Genomic DNA, 25,522 nt, shown 5'->3' on the forward strand with positions numbered 1-25,522 from the left:
TGCTCAGTGTTTCTGAAAACGTTGGAGACTGTAACCCACAGACAATGATACCAAAAACCCCTGTGCGCACTATCTACGTATGATGTCATAGCGTTGATCGTCTTCTGTTCTCATTTGTTCTGCCAAATCAATTTCCCAATTCAAATATGCCTTCATGGCCTCTTCTTTATTCACCTCCTCCTCCCGGGCCTTCAAACGAATATCAAGAGCTTCACTCAACATTCTTTCAGGCCCAGCTTCCACTTTAAAGCCAGCAGATACCCATGCATTGGTTCCACCCGCAAGCGCCTTCGCAGGTGGTGTAAGTTGCGCGGTGGCTAACCGCGCTAGCTTACCGTCAGGGGACGTGAGAACCAGAGTGCCAGAATTGCTCAAGTCGCCAATTACACGTGGAAACTGACTCCTTAGGGCAAACGCGGCGCCCGGAATATGCCCATTGAGATACTCTTTGCTCATAGCAAGGTCCACTACTTGAACAGCCCCTGCGTCCATTGAGCTCCTCAGTTCAGCAACTGAAATCATATCAACTTCAGCGTCTTCTAACCCAAGTATATTTGAAGACCATATGCCTGTCTCTATTTCGATGTCTTTTCCATCTGTTGAAAACGTTGCCACATCCCAGCCCATTTGTTTCATCCAATAAGCCGTAAACGTAGCTCGCACAGATGTATCATCAATGAGCACCACTCTTGCGCCCCAAGTTGCACAATGTCGGTCTGTTTCCTGAACAAGTTGCCCGCCCGCTATATGCTTAGCCCCTTTCAGATGCCCTGCTTCAAATTCTTTCGCGGTCCTTACATCAAATAAGTAGAGTGTTCTTATTTCATTTTCTTTCCGCCAATTCGAAAGAGTTGCCAGATCTATTTCCCTTATACCTGCTTGTTTTGCGACCCGTTTAGCTGCATCTTTCGCACCTGCCAGACCGTTAGCCGATACTTCCGGAGCAGCTCTAGTCGCACCATCGATTATGTCATAGCCAGCGAGGTGCCACCCCTGCGTTCCATTAGCAAGTGAGACGACATCATTCGGGTAACCTGCGACACGCAAAGCTTCGGCACCTATAATACTTCTCGTACGCCCGCCGCAGTTGATGACAACCTTGGTTTCTGATGAAGGAACCATGTCCTTAAACCGATAAACAAGCTCAGCACCTGGAGCACTTATTGCATTTGGGATGCTATTTCCGTGATATTCCTCAAAGGTACGTGTATCAAGAAGAACCACATCTGACTTATTGTCGAGCATCGTCTTCAATTCATCAGCAGAGATATGCGGTGTCCCAACATCGCATTCTATTAGTTCTGCAAACGCTTTGCTGGGAACATGCATTCCGCTGTAAATCCGATAGCCCGCTTTTTCCCACCCCGATAATCCTTCGTTCAGAACTTGAATATCTGACCAACCTAGAGCTAACATTCGTTCAGCGGCTAATTGTGCATACCCCTCTCCATCATCACACCAAACCACACGCACACTTCGTCGTGGCACCAAAGTATCCACTAGACACTCAAGTCTGCCAATTGGCACACAGGAGGCCATGAATATGTGCCGGCTATCAAACGGTACTTCCTCACGTGCATCTAACAACGCGACTTCGCCTCCATCATGAAAATATGACTTCAGAGTTTGGGCATCGATATGGTTTGATTGTTTTTCCATGTAATTCACCTACTTTCGGATATTTAGGCCAAAGCCTGCCTCGTCTGAGGGTCATTGTATATTGCTCTCCACAACAGCTTGTGGAGTAATGATGATCGAGCAATAATACAATAGTCTTGATAACTTGATGGATTTGCTATGCCCGACAGTGATGTTTCTACCCGCCCTTATAAATTAGGTGACCTTAAGGTCGTGCCATGCTCAACCGTTATAGGCGCTGAAATACGGAATATTGATATTTCCAAAGAACTCTCAGCTGAGATAATCGTAAGCCTCATTCAGGCTTGGCATACCCATCTGGTTCTGCTATTCCGGCAACAAGACCTGACGCCGGAACAGCATATCGCGTTCACCTCATATTTTGGCACACCACAAAGCCCCAATCGGACATCGTTTACCCCCCTTACCGAGAAATATCCTGAGATTATAGAGGTGATGAATGTCGATATGGATGACAAACGGCTTGATCACAGTCTCGGAAACTCAGAAGCCATGTGGCACACTGACATGTCCTACAAGCCGATCCCACCATCAGGAAGCGCGCTTTATTCTCGAGAAATACCACCTGATGGCGGCGATACTTGCGTCAGCAACATGTATCTGGCCTATGATGATCTTTCTGATGAGATGTTAAAGGAAATCGATGATAAGTGCGCTGTGCATGATGAAAGCCGCAACAGTGCTGGCATTTTACGTCCAGGCTTTCTGGATCAAAAAGATCCTACAAAGACGCCTGGGCCACATCACCCGATAATTCGTACCCACCCTGAGACCAAGCGCAAAACTCTATTCCTAGGTCGCCGACCCTACAGTTACATACCGGGTCTATCTTATGAAAAAAGTGAGTATCTTCTCGACCGTCTCTGGGCACATGCCTCACAAAAGAAATATGCTTGGTGTCATCAATGGGCTGTAGGCGATCTTCTGCTGTGGGATAACAGATGCGTAATGCATCGCCGTGATCCATTTGATAAAAACCAAAGACGTGTCATGCACCGGACACAAATTGCTGGCAGCCGTCCCTTTTAGCCAACTTTCGACTAGATATTCACTTTCAATCAGTCCAGATATAACGACAAATTGCCCGGAGATCGTCGATTTTCAAGCACCAAGGTTTTTGTAACACGAGCAACAAACCTCGATGAAAGTTATTTGGACGTTACGCTTTATCATGGACAAAACTTAGATTTTCCATTTTTCCCGACTGGAACTTTTTAGACCTATCCAATCAGAAACTCGCACCTGCAACGCCAATAGTCGACTGGCCAGTATCGAATAATTCAGTAAATGTGCGCCTACCATTGGCCACTGACATCAGTTCGTTGAAGATTTTCTCTCCGCCCTCCTCAATTGACATCTGCCCTCGCATTATATCGCTAACATCTACGTCAAGATCATCAAATCCACGTTCTGCAGTCAAAGGGTTACCGCTAACTTTTATCGTCGGGGTGAAGGGATGCGATGATGGCTGGCCAAGCCCGGTGTTGAAACCTATGATTTGACACCCTCCTGCGGCGAAGCCGGTCATCGACTCACAGGCAGGTGCTGGCGTGCTCATGAAGTAGAAGCCTGGGGGATTGGGGACTACCGGATCACAGTAATCGACAACACCTTGTAGAGTTTTTGTGCCCGCTTTCTTGACCGCGCCTAGGGCTTTTTCAGCAAGAGTAGTCAGTCCTCCATTGATGTTATCAGCCGAGGGATTAGTCTTGCGTATATCCTCAACGCCCCCCATTCTTGACATCTCTTCCATGTCAGCAATTGATTGGACGATTGCAGCTGCAACGCTTTGGTTCACCGAGCGTTCAGCAAGTAGATGCTCAGCACCCATAATTTCTGCTGTTTCGGAAAGCACCACCGTACCGCCAGCATCCATCAACATATCCGCGGCGTGGCCAAGCGCTGGATTGCCGGAAAGTCCGCTTGAAAAATCTGACCCGCCACATTCCGAACCAAAAATTAGCTTAGAAAGAGGTAATTCAACTCGATGCTGTGTTGAATGTTTTCGAACAAGCTTTGCCGCCGCTACAGTCCCCGCCTCTATTGTGCGAAATGTGCTTCCATACTCTTGAAAAGCGATGCATTCCACATCCTTACCCGCATCAGCAATTGGGCCAGCAAAAGCATCGGTGGAGGGCTTGTGTAGACTTACTAATACCACAGCACAAATATTAGGGTTCATTGCCATACCATGAATGGCTTTCATACGCATTTCATGATTTCTGCCAATCATTTTTCTTCCGAAAAGATCGGTGACCAAGTCGGTTTCACGGACATTATTGTGAATTTTTAATGCCAGCCCGTTGGAATTATCCATCAATGAAATTATGCCAACACGATTACGCACACCTGCACTGCCATTATCCCGCTCAAAACCAAAAAATGACTCATTTTTACCCATGTATATGCTCCCTTGCCGTCTATTCAGTCGGTGACGTTGTGAACGTGGACATGTTGACCTTTTGAAATATCTAGCGTGGCTTGTCCAATAACTTCCCCGTATTTAATTATCTTTTCGCCTTTTATGATATCCCGCATAGCGATCTTATGGCCTCTTGGGATATCGTCTTTGGAGGTAATGCTTATATTGTCTTTGCCAAGTCGAACCGACGCCTGTGTGCCATTCCCAACATCATGCAAACAAACTGCTACGTTGTCTTTCTTATCGACCATTAAGGCGTCAAGGTTACCACCGAAATCTTTTTCTGCCATTTGATCTGCCACAAAATCCCCCTTTTCTTTTTATGAGCAAGAACCAGTGCCTATTCTCCTCAATATGTCCATACCCACACAAAAGTGCAAATAATCAAATCAAAGAAGATCGACCACTTGGCCGAGACAAACTGGGTCTTACGAAAAATTCGACCAGCCCACCCATTAATATTCCAATTTATTTTTTATGCAGGATCCCAGCTGAATACCTCGGCAGAAACTGAAAGCTCGTAAAAGTGCGAGCTAAAAGTAGGAATAGCATGTTGGGAAATAAGCTCAGGGGTCCACCCCTCACTGCGCTGAACGGAGCGGAGTGGTCTATTCTGGCTAAACAAGAAAATTTCATTGTTACGTACGCCAAAAATTTGACCGGTCACCTTGGCCTCATCAGCTTTTTTACTGCATAAATAAACTGCCATTGGTGCAATTTTTTCCGGCGTCATTTGCTTTAGCTTTTCGACCCTTTCCGATTGCTCTGGGGTATTAGTAGGGATTGAACCAATCATCCGGCTCCATGCAAACGGGGAGATACAATTCGACCGTACTTGATATCTGGCCATATCCAGAGCTATGGACTTCGAAAGCCCTAATATACCCATTTTGGCTGCAGAATAATTCGCCTGCCCAACATTGCCTATGAGACCGGAAGTAGAGGTCATATGAACAAAACAGCCGGAACTTTGCTTTCTGAAGTGTGGGGCAGCGGCGCGGCTCACAAAAAAGGTGCCATTTAAGTGAACGCCGATAACTGAGGACCACTCTTCTTCCGTCATCTTGTGAAAAATAGTATCGCGTAATATACCCGCGTTATTCACAACTGCATCTATTTGACCAAAATTATCCAGTGCCGCCTCGATAATACGTTCACCTCCCTTGGCGCTGTCTACGCTATCGCAACAAACAACTGCCTCGCCCCCCTTTTCTATAATTAGATTTGCCACTTCATCTGCAGGACTACTATCGACACCCTCACCATCAACTCCCGCCCCAATATCATTCACCACAACACGCGCGCCTTCGGCCGCCATCAACAATGCAAAACCGCGCCCTATTCCCCGCCCCGCTCCTGTTACGACGACTACCTTGTCTTGAACCATGCCAGTCATTAAACTCAATCCCTTTTCAATGTTTCCGTTTGAGTTCCACCATTGTTAAGCAGAAAAATACAATGCAATCTCAACCATAAGCCATTGCAATACAAGTCCTTGCCGCTTACCGTAGGTTCAAACCGGGGAGAAAAATAATGGCAAAAAAACGAATAACGCCTGAACAGTTGCGCTCACAACGATGGTACAAAGGAATTACCTTGAGTTCATTTACTCACCGTTCGCGATCAAAGCAGATGGGTTACAGCGCAGACGAATTCAATGATAAGCCAGCGATTGCAATAATAAACACCTGGTCTGATATCAACCAATGCCACCAACACTTTAAGTACCGTATTGATGATGTTAAACGCGGCATATGGCAAGCAGGAGGCTTCCCGGTTGAGCTGCCAGCGATGAGTTTGTCTGAACCATTTGTTAAACCATCCACCATGCTATATCGCAATATGTTAGCTATGGAAGCAGAGGAACTTCTGCGTTCGCACCCAATTGATGGTGCCGTTCTAATGGGTGGATGTGATAAAACTACGCCAGCTCTTCTCATGGCAGCAGCAAGTATGAATATACCAGCTATCTATTTACCGGCAGGGCCAATGCTGAGAGGAAATTATCGAAGTCAATTCCTAGGAAGTGGCACCGATAGTTGGCGGTTTTGGGATGAACTTCGAGCTGGAACCATTACAGAAGAGGAGTGGTATGAAGCTGAAGACGGAATAGCCCGATCCCCGGGGCATTGTATGACAATGGGAACAGCTTCAACTATGACCTCAGCCGCAGAGGCTCTTGGCATGACGCTACCTGGCGCGGCCTCAATACCAGCAGCAGACTCTAATCACGCCAGAATGTCGGCTTCTTGCGGCAAACGTATTGTTGACATGGTGTGGGAGGATATGTGTCCAAAAAAATTAATTACTGTGGAAAGCTTGGAAAATGCCATAACCACGGTTATGGCGCTTGGCGGATCAACCAATGCCGCCATACATTTACTTGCAATCGGGCATAGATTGGGGCTCGGTGTAGGTCTCGAAAAATTTGATGAACTTTCTCGAATAACACCTGTACTCGCTGATATTCAGCCTTCAGGTAAATTCCTAATGGAAGACTTTTATTATTCTGGAGGGCTTCTCGGTTTACTAAATCGAATTAAAGAACTCTTGCACACTGATGCCTTAACGGTAAATGGCAAAACTTTGGGAGAAAATATAAAAGGTGCCAAAGTTTATAATGATGAAGTTATACGTTGTCGTGAAAATCCTATGTCAAAAGAGGGCGGATTAGTCGTGCTTAAAGGTAACTTATGCCCGGATGGAGCTGTAATCAAACATACCGCTGCCGATCCCAAATTTCATCAACACACGGGGCCCGCTGTAGTCTTTGAAAGCCATCCAGACCTGTTAAAACGAATTGATGACCCAAACCTCAAAGTAACTCCTGAAAGCGTTATAGTCATGAAAAATGCAGGGCCAGTCGGTGGTCCGGGCATGCCTGAGTGGGGCATGCTGCCAATTCCAAAAAAGTTATTGCAAGCAGGTGTGCGCGATATAGTCCGCATATCTGACGCGCGGATGAGTGGCACTTCATACGGCACTTGTGTTTTACACGTAGCGCCAGAGTCTTTCATCGGAGGAAATCTCGCATTAGTGGAAAGTGGAGATTTGATCACATTGGATATTTTTGGGCGATCTCTAAACATGGAGGTGAGCGAAAAGGAATTAGCGGAACGTCGCGCTAAGTGGAAGCCTCCAAAACCTCATTATCTCCGTGGTTATGGTTGGATGTATTCACAACACATTCAACAAGCAGATAAAGGCTGTGACTTCGACTTCTTGCAATCTACCGATCCAATACCTGAACCCGAATTACATCACTAAGAACAAGGAAGGAAAACAAATGAAGCTTCGGAAAAATAGATTTAAGGCTGCCATCCGCCGCGGTGATTTTCAAATCGGGCTATGGTCGGGCCTGCGTTCCACACTGGTAGCTGAAATGCTCACACAAGTTGCGGCATTTGACTGGACCGTGATCGATATGGAACATTCTCCAAACGAACTTGGGGATGTTCTTACACAGTTGCAAGTTGCCCAGCAGGGACACGCTGAGCCAATGGTGCGCGTACCGTGGAATGAACCGGTTATAGTTAAACGAGTACTCGACATAGGCGCACAGACTATTCTTTTTCCAATGATCCAGAATGCGGATGAGGCAGCGCAAGCAGTTGCAGCGACAAGGTATCCACAAAACGATGGCATTCGAGGTGTTATGAGTTTAGCGCGAATGAATAATTATGGCGCAACGCCTGATTATTATCTAAAGGCGCACCAAGAAATTTGCGTGATAGTTCAATGCGAGACAGTTGAAGCTGTGCAAAACATACCAGAAATTTGTAAAGTTAAGGGTGTGGATGGAATTTTCGTGGGCCCATCAGACCTTTCTGCCTCAATGGGCCATATTGGTAACCCATACCAAAAAGACGTGCAAAAAATGATACGAAAGGCCGTCAATGCTTGTAAAAAAGCAGGCAAACCGGCCGGGTATCTTACTGGAGATGAAACTCAAGCAAAACAAATGATCGATTGGGGTTTTAATTTTGTTGCAGTCGGTTCCGACATGGCCGTATTGACTAATGCTTCGCGTGCATTAGCCGACCGTTTCCAAGAATATTGCGCTCGTAAGTCAAAGCGTAAAAAGAAAAAATAACAAGCTCAAAACTGTCATATACATGGGTATTCAGTCCATTATTTAATTAATGGATCCCATGTTGTGTCTTCGTCAATGGGATAACACGGCCGAGGCAAGCCTTTCCAATCGAAACGTGTAAGCACAGGTGTCGTGAGACCCGGGGCATCAACCTCAAAGATTTCATCCTCGTCAAAAAATATATCAAATCCTGCACGAAAATGCCCCCGTGATTTAAGTGCAACCGTTGAAAATGAGGCGATATCAAGGTCAAACTCTTCGATCAAAGCCGGATCATACATTTGCATACGCCTGCTTATTACGAGCAAAGTAATTCCTCCTATCTTCAGTGCTGCACTCAAACCCAATTTCATTGTTCGTCCAGCTCGGCAGCCTCGACGACCCGCAACAAAACCATTCGATAAATGCAAGACCTCGACTTCTTTAGCGAAAGTTTGTGTAAATTCATAGGCTGGCTTTCGGTTGAAAACCGCTTCGAATACAGCACCCACCCCCCTCTCATGCGCTTCTGCGGCAACATCCGGATCTGAAAATAAACCAAAACAGACGTTTTCAGCACCAGATTCTATTAGAGGTAAAAGTAAACCTGTTGTATTGCCACAGCCTCCGCCACCGGGGTTATCAGCAACATCAGCTAAACAAATCTTTTTTGTACCTCCCGAATGACCGGCGGCTACAGCTCCTTCAATAGCTTCATCGATAGATGTCAACTCAACTCGAAAGTCGTCCCGTTTTGCCCAAATATCTCTGGCGAGCTTATTTGTGATATCATTCGCTGCTTCCTCTTGACCATAAGCGATTATGGTCAGCCCGCATTTTGACAAATCTGCAAATGAGAATGAACCCACAACTGATACGCTTACTAGTCCATCATTTTCCTGCTCTGCTTCTCGCGCTTCTCTGATAGCATCAGCATAAGTACCCTCTGAGCCCGTTAAGAGCCTTACTGAAGGTGGCGTAATTGGCAAACGCAGCAGACTCTTCGAGAACCGCTCACCAGTTAACATCCGACGTAAAATATGCGCTGCTTCGAATGCTCTTTCTGGCTGATCGACATGCGGATTAGTCTTATAGGAGATAATAATATCAGCATTATCCATCATGCGTTCGGAAATATTTGCATGAAGATCCACCGTTACGACTATAGGGATATCAGGCCCGACCACTTGGCGTACCATTTCATATAGTTCACCATCTGGGTCCTCGTCATGGGTGGCCGCCATGGCACCATGATTACAAATATAAATACCGTCTAACGGCTTTTCATCTTCTAGTATTGATCGGACCTCCGCAAGATACCGTTTAAAGAAGCCCTCTTCAATCGGCCCCCATGGTTCGTAGTAAGTGCAAACAGTCGGCACTGGGGTCCAATCACCACTTTCATCCATTGCCTGAATGAAGGGCTTGATTTCCCGAGCGAGGATTGGTGCAGCCTTTGCTGCTTCCTCAAGTATTTCTTCGCCAACCAAATAGCAAGAATTTCGAAAATCTTCCTCTTTCGTTACGGGCGAAAAAGAATTTACCTCCAACATTATTGAAATTATTGCAATCCTCGGCATCTCAATTCTCCCCCTATTGTGTACTTTTTCAGAAGCTCGAGTTCTTTTAAAAATAGCTTACCATCTCGAGAAATACGGTCGCCTAATTTTTTTATATTGTTTGTAAATGATGAATGGGGATCAAGACAAAAAATGCACAATTGTGTAATTAAATTTGGGACTTTCAATGTATTTTCCCTTTGAAACCAATACAACGTCAGGGATTGAGAATAGCCAATAAAGATAGTAATTAATTTAAACGTGACGAAAGACGACTTTCTTTCCTACGCTTAAAAATACATTCTCAAAGCATATAGAAAAGTAAACCGGGTTCAACTGGATGATTAATCTGACTTTTCAATCTTAAATCTTTGCGCATATTCCCGCATAAGAAATCGGATGAAAAACGACGAATGTTTTTTCGGATTATAAAAGATACAGCTTTAATAAAAAACCAACACTGGTAAACAACGGTAGTACGGAAATAACAAATATTCACCACTATGAATAATAAACTAACCACAGCGGCTCTTGCCGAACACGTAATCGAAGCACGTCTGGAAGATATACCCGATGAAGTTATCAACGAAGCACACCGCACACTTTTAAATTGGGTAGCCGTAGCTGTCGGTGGGTGCAGGCACCAATCAGTAGACATAATACTTCAGACTATGCCGGCAGCGAACAGAAATGCGTCTATTTTCGGCCGAGCTGAAAGGACGGATGCACTGAATGCTGCATTAGCAAATGGTATTTCTAGTCATGTTTTTGATTTTGATGATACACACCTGGCGACTGCCATTCATCCTGCTGGCCCTGTCCTATCGGCAGTAATGCCACTTATTGAAAATAAAAGGATAGATGGGAGGGAATTGATACACTCCTTGATTCTTGGAGTTGATATTACATGCCGGCTCGGCTTGGCAGTATCGCCAGATCATTACGATATTGGTTGGCACATTTCTAGCACTGCCGGTATTTTTGGCGCCGCGGCCGCAGCTAGTCGCTTGCTTCAAAATTCTGAAAAACAGACACGTTGGGCGTTCGGACTGGCAGCGACACAAAGCTCCGGAATGCGTGAAATGTTTGGCTCAATGTGCAAAAGCTTTCATATCGGTAATGCGGCAAAAAATGGATTAATGTCGGCAATGCTTGCCAAGAATGGTTTTACAAGCTCGGAACAAGGGATAGAAGCAAAACGAGGTTGGGCAAATGTAACTTCGAGCAAACACAACCTTAGCCTTGCAACCAATGAACTTGGAAAAAAATTCTTGATTATGGATAATAGCTATAAGCCATATGCATGCGGTGTTGTTGTGCATCCCGGTATAGACGGTTGTGTACAATTAAGGAATGAGCACAATCTCTTACCAAATGAGATCGAACGGGTTGATCTAAGAGTAAATCCATTAGTTCTTGAACTTACTGGAAAGAAGAGTCCAAAAACAGGCTTAGAGGGCAAATTCAGCATCCATCATGCTTGTGCAGTTGCGCTCCAACACGGCAAGGGTGGCGAGAAAGAATTTTCCAACAGCGCTGTTAACGATCCATTGACGCGGGCACTAAGAGACAAGGTGCATGCTAAGGTTGATACATCCATCGCTGCAAGCGCAATGGTAATTCACATTACAACCAAAGATGGGCGCTCACTATCTAAAGAGATAAAAAAAGTATTGGGCAGTCTGGAAAATCCACTTGGAGATAGTGCACTAGATAACAAAACTAGGGATCTCTGCCAGCCAATTTTGGGTAAAGAAAAAACAGAAGCCTTAATAGAAATCTGCCGAAATATGGCTTTTTTGCAGGATTCCTCAAAAGTTGTCAGAACGGCAACGCTATAACAATTAAAATATTGGATTTATCGCCAACCTCGCCATTGCCCGAGCCGCTTACCATTACAGGTCATAAAAGTCCCCTGAAATCTCGTGTTACTACTATTTACTGCTCCGGATATTAACCCCCAACAGTTCGTCATTTTTCCATAGGCATTTTTCCGCCGTTCACGGCAGCTGCCTTCAGCTGAAAAAAGCGGCGCAGGAATCTGATAACGTTTTTTGCTGGTGCAAGCTCTTGCCCAATATCCAGAGTAATTTCCACTACCCCTATGTTGCATAACTACGATACCTCCCACAGGATTATTGTACCTACCTACGAAAGTCGAACCGTCAGCTTTGACGGTAACAGGTCCCCAATCGCTTCTCCAAGTCTCAGCGCCCACAGAGACGGGCAAAAGCATAAGAGTTACAAATAAAAGCATACGCACAACTGAGTCACTAGCCATAGGATGCATCCAACCTCCTTACATTCCGTTAGACAACTTACTTAGTAGGTTCCATGACGAATTGATTAAATTACCGTTTCATAATATCCTCTATTTAATCTTCATGGTAAAAAACTTTTCGATTTCTGCGTATATTGTTGTCGATTTTTCATGCCAGTTACTATTGTCTCCGGATCCTAATGCTAAAGACTCTTAACACACGTTTCTTGACCGACGACCAAGTAGAAACATCGAAGAATAAACTCCCTACATGACTAACTCAATCCGCAGATGGCTGACGATGGGCTGCTTGATGCTTGCAGGTGAGTCCATATTCTTATTGCCCTACATGCGAAAAACATTTCAAACTTCAATTGAAGAAGTTTTCACAATATCGAGTACTGAGCTCGGATTCCTCAGCTCTATGTTCGGCATACTGGCGCTCGCCTGCTATTTCCCAGGTGGCTGGCTCGCTGACCGTTTTTCAATTCGAACTCTATTGAGCACATCTCTTATCGCTACTGGGTTAGGTGGTTTTTTTATCCTTACCATTCCTAGTTTCACACAATTGCTCATATTACATGCTTTTTGGGGTATAACCTCTATCCTGACATTTTGGGCCGCTTTACTGAAGGCAACACGCATATGGGGAACACCGGAGACACAAGGCACAAGTTTTGGACTGCTTGAGGGTGGTCGTGGCATTGTCGCCGCTTTGATAGTAACGGCAGCCACTGCAGCATTCGCATTTTCAGATGGCAATGCGGACCCACATGCAGGACTAAACTCCGTCGTATGGGTTTATTCGATTACACCAATCTTGGCAGGGCTTGCAGTCTGGCTCATATTCGCAAGAGATGAAACAAATACAACAAGAACTAACGACAGAACCAGAGATACAGCAAATTTAATTAAAAAAACTGCTAGAATTCCAGAAGTATGGTTGCTAGCCGTTATTATTTTTTTTGCCTACTTCATCTATACGGGTTCATATTATTTTCCGGCATACGTCGAAAGAGGCTTAGGGGAAACGAAACTATTTGGAGCTCAACTAGGAGTATTTCGCGACTGGTTGCGCCCGGCGGCAGCAATAGCAGCCGGGATAGTAGCCGATCGGATCGGAATAAGTCGTGGAATAGCAATCGGATTTCTTGTGTTAATTGTGCTTTACGGCACGTTGTTGTTCGCACCTTCAAACACTAGCACATATCAATTTCTTTTTTCACAAGTGGCAGTCATCTCGATAATGGTTTTTGCTCTCAGAGCGATCTATTTCGCGTTAATGGAGGAATGTAAAATACCGGTGATTCTTACCGGTATTACTGTGGGTATTGTGTCAACGCTAGCCTACACCCCAGACATTTTTTCCCATATTATCGCAGGCCTTTTTCTGGATTATTTTAAAGGAATCGATGGGTTTCGTTATTTCTTTGGCTTGCTTTCTGTCATGGCGGTAGCAGGACTTGCGAGCACTCTCGCCTTACGCCACAAGCTTCGTAATTTAAAAATAAAGAAGGCACCCTCCATATGAAAAAGGAACTACCTAAAACCCTACTTTTGCATAAAAATCCTGAATCACTTGCTCAAAATATCAAAACACACTTTCCAAACTTGCCTCTCACATTAATTGATAATTATTTTGATGTTCCCCAATCACTTAAGACGGAAAAACCAGAAGTCTTCTTCGCGTTTAAAACAGGAGAGGAAGGTCAATTTCCCCGTTCAGCAGTGCTCAATTGTGAGAGCGTAAAATGGATACAGGCATCTGGAGCAGGCGTTGACCATTGGACGCCATGGGATCCAACCATCGTAACAGTCACCAATGCATCTGGTATCCATGCTGAAATAATGGCCCAATATACGATCTGGTCAATTCTAAATCAGAAACTAGGTTTTCCCCGAATGGCAGAGCGTCAGTCACAAAAAAAATGGGATAAAAAATTACTCCAGTCGGTCGTCGGACAAACTCTGGTCATCGTAGGATATGGACGAATTGGAAGAGAGGTGGGCCGTGTAGCACAAGCTATTGGGCTGAAGGTTATTGGGGTACGCAAACGTCCGTCTCCATGCCCCTATGCTGAGGAGGTAATTAGCAACTGCAAGCTGCAAAACGCCTTGGGTCAGGCAGATTTTATTTTGAATGTGCTGCCACTAACTGAAGAAACACGGGGGTTTTTTAACAACAATATTTTTTGTTCCATAAAAAATGGCGCCTATCTTATTAATACGGGTAGAGGTCATGTTATAGACGAATGTGCACTATTAGAGGCGCTTAAAAGTGGGAAGCTGTCTGGGGCAACTCTTGATGTCTTCGCTGATGAACCGTTGCCGTCTAACAATCCCCTTTGGACTACCAAAAATGTAATAATCACTCCTCACACCGCTGGTGACGCCGTAAATTGGGAAGACGCGATAACCGAATTATTCTGTGATAATCTGCGGCGGTGGACCAATAATGAGAAACTCCAGAACATTGTTGATCCATCTCGTGGTTACTGACCTATCACGACCTGCCAACAATAAACCAGAGGCCATGATACTGAGGTCGTGTAGAACTTTCTTTAAATGAGTGCAGTCTCCCCGCCTTTAGGCTCCCTAATTTGGCGGTAATGCCCAATTTGGGGGATTCCAAAATATTTGAGGACCAATATCCGGAATACCGTTCAAGCCTAGTTGCGCCATTGTGCGGTCCATTTCCTCATAAAAAATTTCTAGCGCTCTATAGGCACCATCCTCGCCTGCTACTGCGCAACCATAGAGAGTTGGACGTCCTGACATCACTAAATCTGCTCCACAAGCAATAGCTTTTATTATGTCAGAACCGCGCCTCGGCCCAGAATCAATGGCAATCATGAAATTCTTCCCAACCGCTGCTCGGGTTGCAGCCGTGATCTGTAAAGGAGATGCCGCATTATCTACGTAACGGCCACCATGATTGGAGAGGATGACGCCATGGAGCCCGTGTTCAGCTGCACGCACCGCATCCTCTGCACTATAGAGACCCTTAATCAGCAAATTTCCCGGCCATATATCTTGAATGCGTTTTATATCGTCCCAACACTGACTATCAGGCTTGGTATGGCTCTGACCCTGCTTAACACTTATATCCGATAGTTTTTTTCCTAATTCAGGCGGATAATTCTCCTTTTTAAATGCCCCCCTCCGCAAATACTGCCTCAACAACACTCTGAAGATCCATCCAGGCTTCGCTAAGACGTCACCTGCCATACGAGAGCTGTATCGGAGTGGCATCGAATATCCATTCCGGTTATTATGCTCCCGATTAGCCCCAACCGGCCCGTCTACAGTAACTACCAAAGTTTTATAGCCAACGTCCCTGATACGCTCGACAAACCTTGATCGAAGTTCTTTGTCATTCCACATGTAGAGTTGAAACCAAAGGTGCTCGCCCCCAGCAGCCTCATAAATCTCATCAAGCGGCGTTACGGCGCTGGTGGCCGCAGTACATATAACGCCCATTCGTTGTGCTGCTTTTGCAAGTAGAATCTCGCCACCAAACCATGTAATCCCAGCTGAAGCGGTTGGTGAAATGCCAAATGGCAGTTTTAGGTCAGTACCAAAAATTTTAGTGCCACACGAACGCTCTGATACATCAATCAAAACACGGTTTTTAAGTTTAAGTTCCTCGTAAACCGTACGATTATTCATCAATGCAATATAATCTTCTGCGCCTAAATCAATATACTCGAACAGACCTCGAGGAAGTTTCCGTTTCGCTATTTGACGCAGATCTTCGATATTATATGCAACGAAATTAGTCATTAACAATTGCGCTCTTATTTAAAAAGATAGGCGTATAATTGCCAAAATATAGCCTGTGATAGATGCCAAATTATGGTTTGCGGAAACCAATCAGATCGTTGATATTTTCCTTCAACGCTATTCTGCTGCTGCCCGAAGCATCTGCCGCCGCTGCGGCACCCAATCTGGCGGGTTCCAGAAAATCTCAGGGCCAATCTCGGATATGGAATTAAGCCCTAACTGCGCCATAACACGGTCCATTTCGTCGTAGAATATTTCAAGCGCTCGAAAGGAGCCTTCTGCTCCGGCAACTGCAGCGCCCCATAGCGTTGGTCGGCCAGACATTACAAGGTCGGCTCCCAAAGCCACCGCCTTAACAAGATCTGAGCCACGACGAGCACCGCTATCTATAATCACAGTAAAGTCATTACCCACCGCAGCCCTCGTCTCCGGTAAAAGTTGAAGAGGTGCCGGCGCACAGTCCACATAGCGACCACCATGATTAGAAAGAATTACACCATCGAGCCCCCTTTCTTTCGCTATTAATGCATCTTCAGCGCTGTGAAGCCCCTTGATCAAAAGATTGCCCGGCCAGTTGTCACGAATTCTCTTAACATGCTCCCAAGTGAGGTTATCAGTTTTTGTATGCATATGCTTGAGCATCGGATCGGTGATACGACTGATAAGTTCTTCAGGGTAATTAACCATAGTTGGAGCACCCCGCTTAAGATAGTGCTGGCCCAATACCCGGATGAGCCATCCGGGTCGGGCGAGAAGTTGGGCAAATAATGTTGGAGAATATTTAAGCGGCATCGAGAAACCATTTCTCTTATTATATTCACGGTTAGAACCCACTGGCCCATCAACAGTAATTATTAAGGTCTCAAAGCCTACCGATTTTATACGATTTATTTGCTTCATACTCAGATCATTATCCGGCCACATATAAACCTGAAACCAGAGATTTCCATCACCAGCCACATCCCATATTTCCTCCATCGCCGTCTGAGCATTTAAGGCGACAGTACATGGAACTCCCATCTTTGTAGCTGCAATGGCAACACCCGCTTCACCACCAAAGGACATAAGACCAGCGGTGCCAGTAGGGGAAATACCGTATGGCATAGCGGCCTTTTTCCCGAAAATTGTTGTTTCGATTGAGCGTTTTGAAACATCAACTAAAACACGATTTTTAATCTTAAGCTGTTTGTATGCATCACGATTATTTTTCAGCGCTATACCGTCTTCAGCTCCACCATCGACATAATCAAACACACCTTTCGGAACGCGCGTCTTAGCCCTCTGCCGCAAGTCTTCGATATTATAGGCACCAAAATTAGCGTTGGTCATAAAAGCATCCCCTAGTAATCAGCACCATTTGGTAACAGCACCGTTTCAGTAATAACAATTCTATCATAGCACTAAATCGTGCCAATTACTCAGCCAGCCAGTCAATAAGCTAAAACTTTGCGCATTCTGGGTGCCTCTTAATGAGAGTGACTTACTTATTCGGCGGCAGCTCTAAAGCCAAGCTGGGGTCTAGGTACCCATTCAGGTGGGTTCCAGAAAATCTGTGGACCAATCTCTTCAATGGTGTTGAGACCCAATTGGGCCATCACCCGATCCATCTCATCATAAAAAATTTCGAGAGCACGGTAAGCACCAGCCTCATTAGCTGCAGCAGCCCCGAATAACGTAGGTCGACCGGACATCACCATATCAGCCCCAAGTGCTATAGCCTTTACAAGGTCTGATCCACGGCGAGCTCCAGAATCAATGATTATTTTTATTCGATCACCAACTGCTGCTTTCGTCTCTGGAAGAACCTGCAATGGTGCCGCCGCACAATCTACATAGCGTCCACCATGATTGGATAATATTACACCCTCGAGCCCTTCATCTGCCGCTAGAACAGCATCTTCAGCACTCTGCAGCCCCTTAATTAAAAGATTGCCCTTCCACATATCTCGGATCTTTCTGATGTCTTCCCAGGACTGACGGTCGGTTTTTACTACACTCATCTCCTCGGATGCTACAGTCACTCTCCTCTCAATTTCTTCCGGATAGTTTTCCTTTCTAAATGCACCACGTTTAAGATACTGTTTCAAAAGAACTCGATAACACCATCCAGGCCTTGCAAGAATCTGAGAAATTAGCTTTGGAGTGTATTTCAGCGGTGTGTGGAATCCATTCTTCTTATTATACTCACGGTTGGGGCCAACTGGCCCATCGACCGTAACTATGAGCGTTTCGAACCCCGTCGCTTTTACGCGCTCGAGAAATTTCATACTCATCTCTTTGTCCGCCCACATGTAAAGCTGGAACCAGAGGTTTCCGCCGGCCCCCTCAGCAATTTCTTCCATTGGCAATAATGCATTCGTTGCAACAGTACAGGGAACACCCATTCTAGCGGCTGCCTTAGCAAGCCCTATCTCGCCACCATAATACACAAGCCCCCCTGCACCTGTAGGCGAAATGCCGTACGGCATTTTGATTTTTTTACCAAAAATTTCGGTTTCAGCAGATCGTTGTGAGACATCAATCAATACTCGGTTTTTGACCTTAAGAGATGTATACGCATCACGGTTGTTTTGCACGCCGATGCCGTCCTCCGCACCACCGTCTATAAATTCAAATATGCCGTGTGGTAGACGCCGTTTTGCACCCTGGCGCAAATCTTCAATATTATAAAAACCCATATGATCAGAAGACATCGCATATTCCTCTATTTATTTTTAATATTTGTAGTAGATTGGATTTGTAATCCAAATCAACGAATTAGATACCAACTAACTCTCCTCTAACATCTTGAACTACTTTTACCCTATCCCTGTTGTTCCATGGTTTGCGCTGACCGATTGGAGTATTTTCAATTGTTGGTGCTACCTTGAGATGAATGAATACGGGCCCCTCCTTCGCAAGTATTTCTGGCATTCCGACCTCTAAATCCGAGAGTTCGGAATAAGAATGGGCTTTTGGGTAGCCGCAAGCTGTCGCTATTGCAGAATAATCGACCACTTTAGCGTTAGGTACAGGTTGACCCCCCGTGGTGGCATAAATCTCATTATCGAGCATGAAATGATAAAAATTTGTAGGGGCTTGTTCCGCAATTGTAGCAAGCATGCCCATCGACATATGAATGTCTCCATCTGAGTCAAATAAGACAACTTTTTTCTTCGGCTGTGCGAGAGCAATACCCAAAGCATAGCTCGCGTGTCCACCCATTGCAGGATCTCCCATAGTCGCATCGAGTTTCTCGTTGTCAGTAATAGGCACCCAATGACGACCACCACGACCAGATAATACTACTGCATCATCTCTGTATTTAAGGAAGAGTTTCATAACATCAGCTGTTTCCATCATGGTCTAAGACCCCTTTTTATCTATTGAAACCGTGAAATTCATCAGCAACCAGCACAGCAACTGGGCCATTAACTTTCTCACATTCATCGAAAGCAACACTAATGCGATCTGCATCACGATCACTCTCCACGAGATAATATTTTATTTGAAACGCATTAAGAAATGGTTCTGTAAAATCTGCTGCAGTGTCAGTGGTAACTCCATGCCGAGTATAGCCACGATAGCCTACCATCATTACACATGGAATTTTAAGGCTCTTCAGCCATCCACGTATCGAGTCACCAGACTCCATAAGGCCGGTATTTTGTATTAATACTACTGGCTTGGCACCGCCGGTGTAGAGTCCTGCGGCGACTGCGGCTGCATTTCCCTCACGTCCGACACCAACCATGTGCAAATCTGGGTCACCATTAAGTAGCGTAAAAAGAAAATTGGTTTCACTGTCTGGCAACCAGATTACATGCGTTACGCCGTGTTCTTTGAATTTCTGATGCACCGTTTCCGGGCTTAGCACGTCCTCAGTTTCTGCCATCGGCCTACCCCTTATGAGTTCAATCACAAATATTTCATCGAGGACTTTATATCATTGTAGCTAAGTTCTTTCATTTTTTTTATGAAGTCTTTCTATCTTTTCTAACCGCTAGTTGAGTATACATCTTAATCCATGAATTGCCGCACCACACCTGCCGGAGACCGGAATACAAAACCAATTACAGAGGCCCTACGACCAGTCTTTTCGAGCTCCACTGGCCATGTTTTGGAAATCGGTTCGGGTTTAGGCCAACATGCGGCAGCCTTTGCAACAGCCTTTCCCAGGCTAAATTTTTGGCCAACAGACCCCAATCCATATCACCGTGCTAGCATCGATGACTGGCGAAAAACACTTGCCCTCCCGAATTTACGACCTGCCCGATCGCTTGATCTGTTATCCGCTAATTGGCAACTTAACATCACTGATGGCGTTCCTGCAGCAAAATTCTCGGCAATGATTTGTATAAATGTACTACACATTTCCCCCATGGCCCTGACGGAGGGGCTTTTACTACATGCCGGCAAACTGCTAGAGCCAGAAGGCCTTTTATATATTTATGGCCCATTTAAAATTAATGACACGCATACAGCACCGAGCAATAGCGATTTCGATGTTTACCTTCAACATCAAAATCCTGAATGGGGTTTGAGAGATATTGCACTACTTGAGAAAACAGCTGCGTCTGGCAGCCTCTCTCTCACTAAAATTACGCAAATGCCCGCGAATAACTTGTCTCTTTTTTTTAACCGTATTTAGATCGGCAATGAGACAAATTTTTATGATCGCGACATAATTTTTTAAATAGCAAATACGATTTATGCTATGTATGAGGAAAAAATACCCAAACGACTTATCCGCGGATAAACAGGGGGTCGCGACTGAGCGATTGATACGGAGCATGGTCTCGCTCGAACAAGCGTATTTATCTTCTCATGTTCCATTTTTAGGAAGTTTTGTGCATACTGGTCCAAAATCTTAACGCGCGATATGCGCGAGTAAGGGGAAAAAATGGTTTCTTTCCAACCCACGCAACTCGGCACTAGGCACATGTGCTCGGCGGGTCATTATTTAGCCGCACGATCAGGATATGAAATTCTGGAGGCTGGCGGTAACGCGATTGATGCGGGCGTAGCGGCTGGCATGGCACTGGCTGTTTTGCAAAGCGATATAGTAAATGTCGGTGGGGTAGCCCCCATGATTTTTTATCTTGCTGATACCGATGAAGTAAAGTCAATCAGTGGATTAGGTTGGTGGCCAAAATCCACGGATATAAACATGTTTATTTCTGATAATGGTGGAGCGATTCCTCATGGAGTACTGCGGAGCGTAATACCTGCTGCCCCAGCTGCTTGGATCGCAGCACTCAGAGAATATGGCACAATGAGTTTCGCTGAGGTTTCAGAGTCACCGATCAAGTACGCTCGCGACGGCTTCGCGATGCATCCCACGATGCATAGCACTTTGGTGAACACTCAAGATAATCTTCGTCGTTGGCCGCAAAGCGCCGCTATATATTTGCCAAATGACAAAGTACCCGAGATTGGAGATAACTTCGTACAAGCAGATCTTGCGAAAACTCTCCAATATCTAGCAGATGAGGAAAGTGCAGCACGAGGCAGCCGAGAGGAACGGCTTCTTGCTGCTCACAAAGCTTTCTATGAGGGAGACCCGGCGCAGGCAATTGTTAAGTACCATAAAGAAAATGATGGCTTAATGACCGCGGAGGATTTGAAAGAATTCTACGTGGAAATTGAGGATCCCATTTCGCGTAACTATTTTGATTTTGAGATTTACACATGTCAGCCATGGTGTCAGGGACCCGTACTGCTACAGATCATGTCTCTACTAGACGGCTTTGATTTGAAAGGAATGGGTCACAATACGGCGGACTACATTCACACAATCGCGGAATGCATAAAACTCTCATTCGCTGATCGAGAACGCTACTATGGAGACCCTCGATTTGTTGATGTACCCATAGAATATTTGCTCTCTGAAGACTATGTCTCCACAAGGCGAAACATGATTGATATGGCAACTGCTTTTCCTGAACTGCCGCCTTTCGGTAATGTTCCTGGTTATGAAGGACAAGGAAGCGGGCCAACACCAGCAACGGTGCATGGGCCTGTGGAACATTCATATGACACATCTTATGCCTGCGCCGTCGACAAGAAGGGAAATGCTTTTTCAATCACACCCAGCGACAATTCAAGTCAGACGCCTATAATCCCCGGCATCGGTTGTGTAGCTTCTGGTCGTGGTTCACAAAACTGGGCCGTGCCAGAACATGCTTCGTGTATAGCTCCTGGCAAACGTCCTAGACTGACACCCAATCCGGCCTTAGCGATTAAGAGAGGTTCAGCTACTATGCCGTTCGGCACGCCAGGTGGCGATGTACAATGTCAAGCCATGGCTCAGACCTTCCTTAACATCAATCTGTTTCGCATGGACATGCAAGAAGCAATTGAAGCACCGCGCTTTGCTACCTACAGTCACCCCAATTCGTTTGAGCCACATGAATCAGACCCTGGGAAACTTAAGATTGAAAGTCGAGTGCCTCTGACAGTTCGCAATGATCTTGCAAATCGCGGACATATAGTAGAGGACTTTCCCGCACTTACTCGCGCAGCAGGAGCAGTCTGCGCTATCTACCGGGACCAAAAATCTAGGCTCTTTGGCGCCGCTGATCCTCGTCGTCAATCAGGTATGTTAGGCTGGTAACGCTTCTCTTGATTACAAAAACCAGACGATCACATTCACACCCGACATATGCATGGCTGCAATAGTGGATGGCGACTGTCGCCTCACTTCATGCTAAGCAAATTTTGTAACTAAACCGGTAGGTTTTTTAGCATCCACACACCAGTTTCTATCGTTCATTTTCCTAGCATTCTTCATTTTTGTTACTGCATCCGTAGACTGCCTGAAAAGCAGCCACGGCCTTCTCTATACGATACCCGGCAATAATCCGCTCTCGCCCTAAATGACCCATACTCCGTGCCAGTTTCTCATCATTTTGTAGCCTGGCGATTGCTTCTGCCAGTAACACAGGTGAAGACGGAGGCACGATGATACCTGCGCTGCCTACAAGCCTATCAGCATCACCAACATTGGTTGCAATCACAGCACGCTGACAGGCCATGGCCTCTCCAATGACATTTGAAAATCCTTCGCCGAAAGCTGATGCAGACACGAGAACATCAATTGCTGATAATAAGTCCGGGATGTCATCACGTTCCCCTAGAACTATCAACCCTCGCGTAACCGGCAGTGTCTCTGTTCCTTTACCAATCGCAAGTGCGGTAACTCCATCAACTTTCTCCAGTGCTGATAAAAAATTTGGATAATCCTTCATAGCGTCAACTCGAGCAACCGCAGCAATAACGAAGTCATTCTCATCGAGCCCTAATTCTTTGCGAATACGACTACGTGCCGACACTCTGAAGCAATAACGCTCAGTGTCGAAGAAGTTAGGAATAACAGCTGTACTCTTTGGCCTATAACCAAGCACTTCAGTATGAAATCTGAGCCCTGAATGTGAATTTGCAATTATCCCATCGGGATATTTGGATAGCCAGGAACAAACACCTCTTAGGTATCGATACCGGCTATCATCCATATCTGAGCATCGTATACCCCAAAAAAGTTTCGTGCATGAACGCCGTCCCGACAAGCATACCGCGAGAAAAGCAGCTAAATCAGCATGATACATCCAGCTTTGTATCACCGGGGGTTTTTCACGTCTGATTAGACGTACCAAACGCATTAACGCTTTAATACTGGGCTGACCTCGCCGCATGCCCAAACCGATCACGCGGCAACCAGCAGTCTGAAGCTTATCAAATTGCGATCCACCATCGACCAAGCACACTACCAACGGGTGTTCGCCAACGCGCATTTTTTCAAGCGCCAACGAAGCAAGCACACGTTCTGCGCCACCTGTATCTAGCCCCGTTATTATATGTAGGATTGAGGTTCTTTGATTCACCGGTTAGCCTTGCAAAGTTCCGAGTAACAACAAATAACTTTTAAAATGAAGCCCCTTTTCGTTGAGTGAATACATTCGGTTTTTTTGTCAAAATTAGCTTCACCCCTTTATCCTCATCGGTCACACTTAAGATTTGGTTGCTCGATGTAAAATTTATACCACAGCATATCTCTTGAAAAATTCTAAAAGATTGTACAATTACTAAAAAGGTGGTGCTTCAATGGTGCGGCATATTCGCATAGTACCTTTTAGTAACACTCGAAATAGTGTATTCGCTGATTTATGCTATAAAGGCTAAAGCAACGTCTTTTCGTTTGTAACGAACACCGACGGGTTAAATTTTGGAGGAAATATGACTGATAAAGAGTATGATGTTGTAATTATCGGTGCAGGAAATGCGGCCATGTGCGCCGCCTTCTCCGCTCACGAACATGGCGCTAGCGTTATTATGTTAGAGAGTGCTACCGAAGACGAAGCTGGTGGAAATAGTCGTTACACGGCGGGAGCTGTCCGTTTTGCACACAACGGATTACAAGATGTGGCTGCACTGGTGGATCTTACTGACGAAGAAAAAGAAAAAAATGACTTTGGCACCTACACCACAGATCAGTATTTCGATGATATGTTCCGCGTTACACAATATCGTACAGACCCAGAACTTTGTGAAACGCTTGTAACTAGATCAAATGAGACCATGCATTGGCTTCGTGATAATGGAATGAGGTTTATGCCCATGTATAAGCGTCAAGCATTCGAAGTTGATGGAAAAATGAAGTTCTGGGGGGGGCTGGTCCTTGAATTCTGGGGAGGGGGACACGGCATTTGGGAGATGCAATATAAGGAGTCCCAGAAAAAAGGTATCCCTGTTTTATTTGAACATAGAGCAATAGAACTTCTATATGACAACGAAAAAGTTTTCGGAGTAAAGGTAAAGCATGACGGAAAGGTTGCCGAAATCAGGGCGAAATCAGTTGTGCTTGCGTGTGGTGGATTTGAAGCGAATTCGGATTGGCGCACTCGCTACATGGGTCCAGGTTGGGATCTGGTCAAAGTTCGCGGCACCCGCCATAATATGGGTGCTGGGATTAAGATGGCTTTAGATATAGGCGCAATGCCGTACGGTAACTGGTCTGGTGGTCATGCTGTTGGGTGGGACCTCAACGCCCCTGAATTTGGTGACTTGTCAGTTGGAGATAATTTTCAGAAGCATTCCTATCCTCTTGGAATAATGGTGAATGCTACTGGTAAACGGTTTGTGGATGAGGGGGCAGATTTTCGCAATTATACTTACGCGAAGTACGGGAAAGAAATACTCAATCAGCCAGCCCAATTTGCTTGGCAAATATTCGATCAAAAGGTAACTGAGCTTTTGAGAGATGAGTATCGTATTCGGCAAATGACCAAGGTTCAATCCGACACTCTCGAAGGCTTGGTCGAGCAACTAGAAGGTGTGGATGCCGCACAATGCCTTAAGACTATCAATGAGTTTAACGATGCAGTGATGGAGGACGTTCGGTTTAACCCTGCAGTTCTTGATGGGCGAGGGACAAAGGGACTTGATGTTCCAAAAACAAACTGGGCCAACAAACTCGATAAACCTCCCTACGAGGCTTACGCTATTACATGTGGTATTACATTCACCTTCGGCGGGCTTCGTATTAATAGCCAGGGGCAAGTTCTTGATAGCGACCTGCGGCCAATCGATGGTTTACATGCGGCCGGAGAGCTTGTGGGAGGCCTGTTTTATTTCAATTATGCGGGTGGCACTGGCCTTATGAATGGTTCAGTCTTCGGCCGTATAGCAGGTGCGAAAGCTGCAGGCGTAGATATATAAATTTGGCACAATCGTAACAAAACGGCGCAGCTTTTGAGCTTGCGTCGTTTTGTCGATAACTCCAGATAACC

At 45.5% G+C, this 25,522-nt stretch carries 21 protein-coding genes; 9 read left to right on the plus strand and 12 right to left on the minus strand.

Annotated features, from left to right (window positions below; translation table 11 throughout):
• Positions 1–69 precede the first annotated feature (69 nt).
• Positions 70–1,659, minus strand: a complete 1,590-nt coding sequence (locus VX941_08790; GenBank protein ID MEE2933504.1) for a rhodanese-like domain-containing protein — start codon at positions 1,657–1,659, stop codon at positions 70–72.
• A gap of 138 nt (positions 1,660–1,797) precedes the next feature.
• On the opposite strand from VX941_08790, the gene VX941_08795 reads away from it, so the two are divergent.
• Entirely contained in the window at positions 1,798–2,688 is an 891-nt protein-coding gene (locus VX941_08795) for a TauD/TfdA family dioxygenase (protein ID MEE2933505.1), read from the plus strand.
• A gap of 199 nt (positions 2,689–2,887) precedes the next feature.
• Here the strand turns inward: VX941_08795 and VX941_08800 are convergent, their stop codons facing one another.
• From VX941_08800 to VX941_08810, 3 genes are all read right to left on the minus strand, one after another.
• A complete protein-coding gene (locus VX941_08800) occupies positions 2,888–4,060 on the minus strand; it encodes a UxaA family hydrolase (GenBank protein MEE2933506.1) in 1,173 nt (390 codons plus the stop codon).
• Between the two features lie 23 nt (positions 4,061–4,083).
• Positions 4,084–4,383, minus strand: a complete 300-nt coding sequence (locus tag VX941_08805; protein MEE2933507.1) for a UxaA family hydrolase — start codon at positions 4,381–4,383, stop codon at positions 4,084–4,086.
• A 173-nt stretch (positions 4,384–4,556) separates the two neighbouring features.
• On the minus strand, positions 4,557–5,477 hold the full coding sequence (locus VX941_08810; protein MEE2933508.1) for an SDR family oxidoreductase: 921 nt from the start codon (positions 5,475–5,477) through the stop codon (positions 4,557–4,559).
• 137 nt (positions 5,478–5,614) lie between these two features.
• Here VX941_08810 and araD point away from each other — a divergent pair, with 137 nt between their 5' ends.
• Both araD and VX941_08820 read left to right on the plus strand, forming a co-directional pair.
• Positions 5,615–7,348, plus strand: coding sequence for an L-arabinonate dehydratase (gene araD, locus VX941_08815; protein MEE2933509.1), 1,734 nt, complete (start codon positions 5,615–5,617; stop codon positions 7,346–7,348).
• A gap of 19 nt (positions 7,349–7,367) precedes the next feature.
• On the plus strand, positions 7,368–8,174 hold the full coding sequence (locus VX941_08820) for an HpcH/HpaI aldolase/citrate lyase family protein (GenBank protein MEE2933510.1): 807 nt from the start codon (positions 7,368–7,370) through the stop codon (positions 8,172–8,174).
• 38 nt (positions 8,175–8,212) lie between these two features.
• Here the strand turns inward: VX941_08820 and VX941_08825 are convergent, their stop codons facing one another.
• Entirely contained in the window at positions 8,213–9,733 is a 1,521-nt protein-coding gene (locus VX941_08825; protein ID MEE2933511.1) for a M81 family metallopeptidase, read from the minus strand.
• A gap of 482 nt (positions 9,734–10,215) precedes the next feature.
• Here VX941_08825 and VX941_08830 point away from each other — a divergent pair, with 482 nt between their 5' ends.
• A complete protein-coding gene (locus tag VX941_08830; GenBank protein MEE2933512.1) occupies positions 10,216–11,553 on the plus strand; it encodes an MmgE/PrpD family protein in 1,338 nt (445 codons plus the stop codon).
• 17 nt (positions 11,554–11,570) lie between these two features.
• Here VX941_08830 and VX941_08835 read toward each other — a convergent pair whose 3' ends face one another.
• Positions 11,571–11,993, minus strand: a complete 423-nt coding sequence (locus VX941_08835) for a hypothetical protein (protein MEE2933513.1) — start codon at positions 11,991–11,993, stop codon at positions 11,571–11,573.
• 250 nt (positions 11,994–12,243) lie between these two features.
• Between VX941_08835 and VX941_08840 the strand changes: the two genes are divergently transcribed.
• Both VX941_08840 and VX941_08845 read left to right on the plus strand, forming a co-directional pair.
• Complete coding sequence (locus VX941_08840) at positions 12,244–13,503, plus strand: MFS transporter (GenBank protein ID MEE2933514.1); 1,260 nt, start codon at positions 12,244–12,246, stop codon at positions 13,501–13,503.
• Complete coding sequence (locus VX941_08845) at positions 13,500–14,471, plus strand: D-2-hydroxyacid dehydrogenase (protein MEE2933515.1); 972 nt, start codon at positions 13,500–13,502, stop codon at positions 14,469–14,471. The genes VX941_08840 and VX941_08845 overlap by 4 nt, the downstream gene beginning before the upstream one ends.
• A gap of 96 nt (positions 14,472–14,567) precedes the next feature.
• On the opposite strand, the gene VX941_08850 is transcribed toward VX941_08845, so the two are convergent.
• The 5 genes from VX941_08850 to VX941_08870 form a co-directional block, all read right to left on the minus strand.
• On the minus strand, positions 14,568–15,755 hold the full coding sequence (locus VX941_08850) for an alpha-hydroxy acid oxidase (GenBank protein MEE2933516.1): 1,188 nt from the start codon (positions 15,753–15,755) through the stop codon (positions 14,568–14,570).
• A gap of 117 nt (positions 15,756–15,872) precedes the next feature.
• Positions 15,873–17,084 (minus strand): alpha-hydroxy acid oxidase, encoded by a 1,212-nt coding sequence (locus tag VX941_08855; GenBank protein MEE2933517.1) that lies wholly within the window; start codon positions 17,082–17,084, stop codon positions 15,873–15,875.
• A 155-nt stretch (positions 17,085–17,239) separates the two neighbouring features.
• Positions 17,240–18,448, minus strand: a complete 1,209-nt coding sequence (locus tag VX941_08860) for an alpha-hydroxy acid oxidase (GenBank protein ID MEE2933518.1) — start codon at positions 18,446–18,448, stop codon at positions 17,240–17,242.
• 64 nt (positions 18,449–18,512) lie between these two features.
• Entirely contained in the window at positions 18,513–19,097 is a 585-nt protein-coding gene (locus VX941_08865) for a thiamine pyrophosphate-dependent enzyme (protein ID MEE2933519.1), read from the minus strand.
• A gap of 16 nt (positions 19,098–19,113) precedes the next feature.
• Complete coding sequence (locus VX941_08870) at positions 19,114–19,629, minus strand: thiamine pyrophosphate-binding protein (protein ID MEE2933520.1); 516 nt, start codon at positions 19,627–19,629, stop codon at positions 19,114–19,116.
• Positions 19,630–19,761: 132 nt separating this feature from the next.
• Between VX941_08870 and VX941_08875 the strand changes: the two genes are divergently transcribed.
• Both VX941_08875 and VX941_08880 read left to right on the plus strand, forming a co-directional pair.
• Complete coding sequence (locus VX941_08875; protein ID MEE2933521.1) at positions 19,762–20,385, plus strand: DUF938 domain-containing protein; 624 nt, start codon at positions 19,762–19,764, stop codon at positions 20,383–20,385.
• A 252-nt stretch (positions 20,386–20,637) separates the two neighbouring features.
• Positions 20,638–22,350, plus strand: a complete 1,713-nt coding sequence (locus VX941_08880) for a gamma-glutamyltransferase family protein (GenBank protein ID MEE2933522.1) — start codon at positions 20,638–20,640, stop codon at positions 22,348–22,350.
• A gap of 163 nt (positions 22,351–22,513) precedes the next feature.
• Here VX941_08880 and VX941_08885 read toward each other — a convergent pair whose 3' ends face one another.
• Positions 22,514–23,617, minus strand: coding sequence for a glycosyltransferase (locus VX941_08885; protein ID MEE2933523.1), 1,104 nt, complete (start codon positions 23,615–23,617; stop codon positions 22,514–22,516).
• Between the two features lie 352 nt (positions 23,618–23,969).
• Between VX941_08885 and tcuA the strand changes: the two genes are divergently transcribed.
• Positions 23,970–25,451 carry an FAD-dependent tricarballylate dehydrogenase TcuA gene (gene tcuA, locus VX941_08890; protein ID MEE2933524.1) on the plus strand — a complete coding sequence of 494 codons (1,482 nt, stop codon included), beginning with the start codon at positions 23,970–23,972 and terminating at the stop codon, positions 25,449–25,451.
• Positions 25,452–25,522 lie beyond the last annotated feature (71 nt).

This window comes from Pseudomonadota bacterium (assembly GCA_036339585.1).
Classification (GTDB): domain Bacteria; phylum Pseudomonadota; class Alphaproteobacteria; order UBA8366; family UBA8366; genus UBA8366.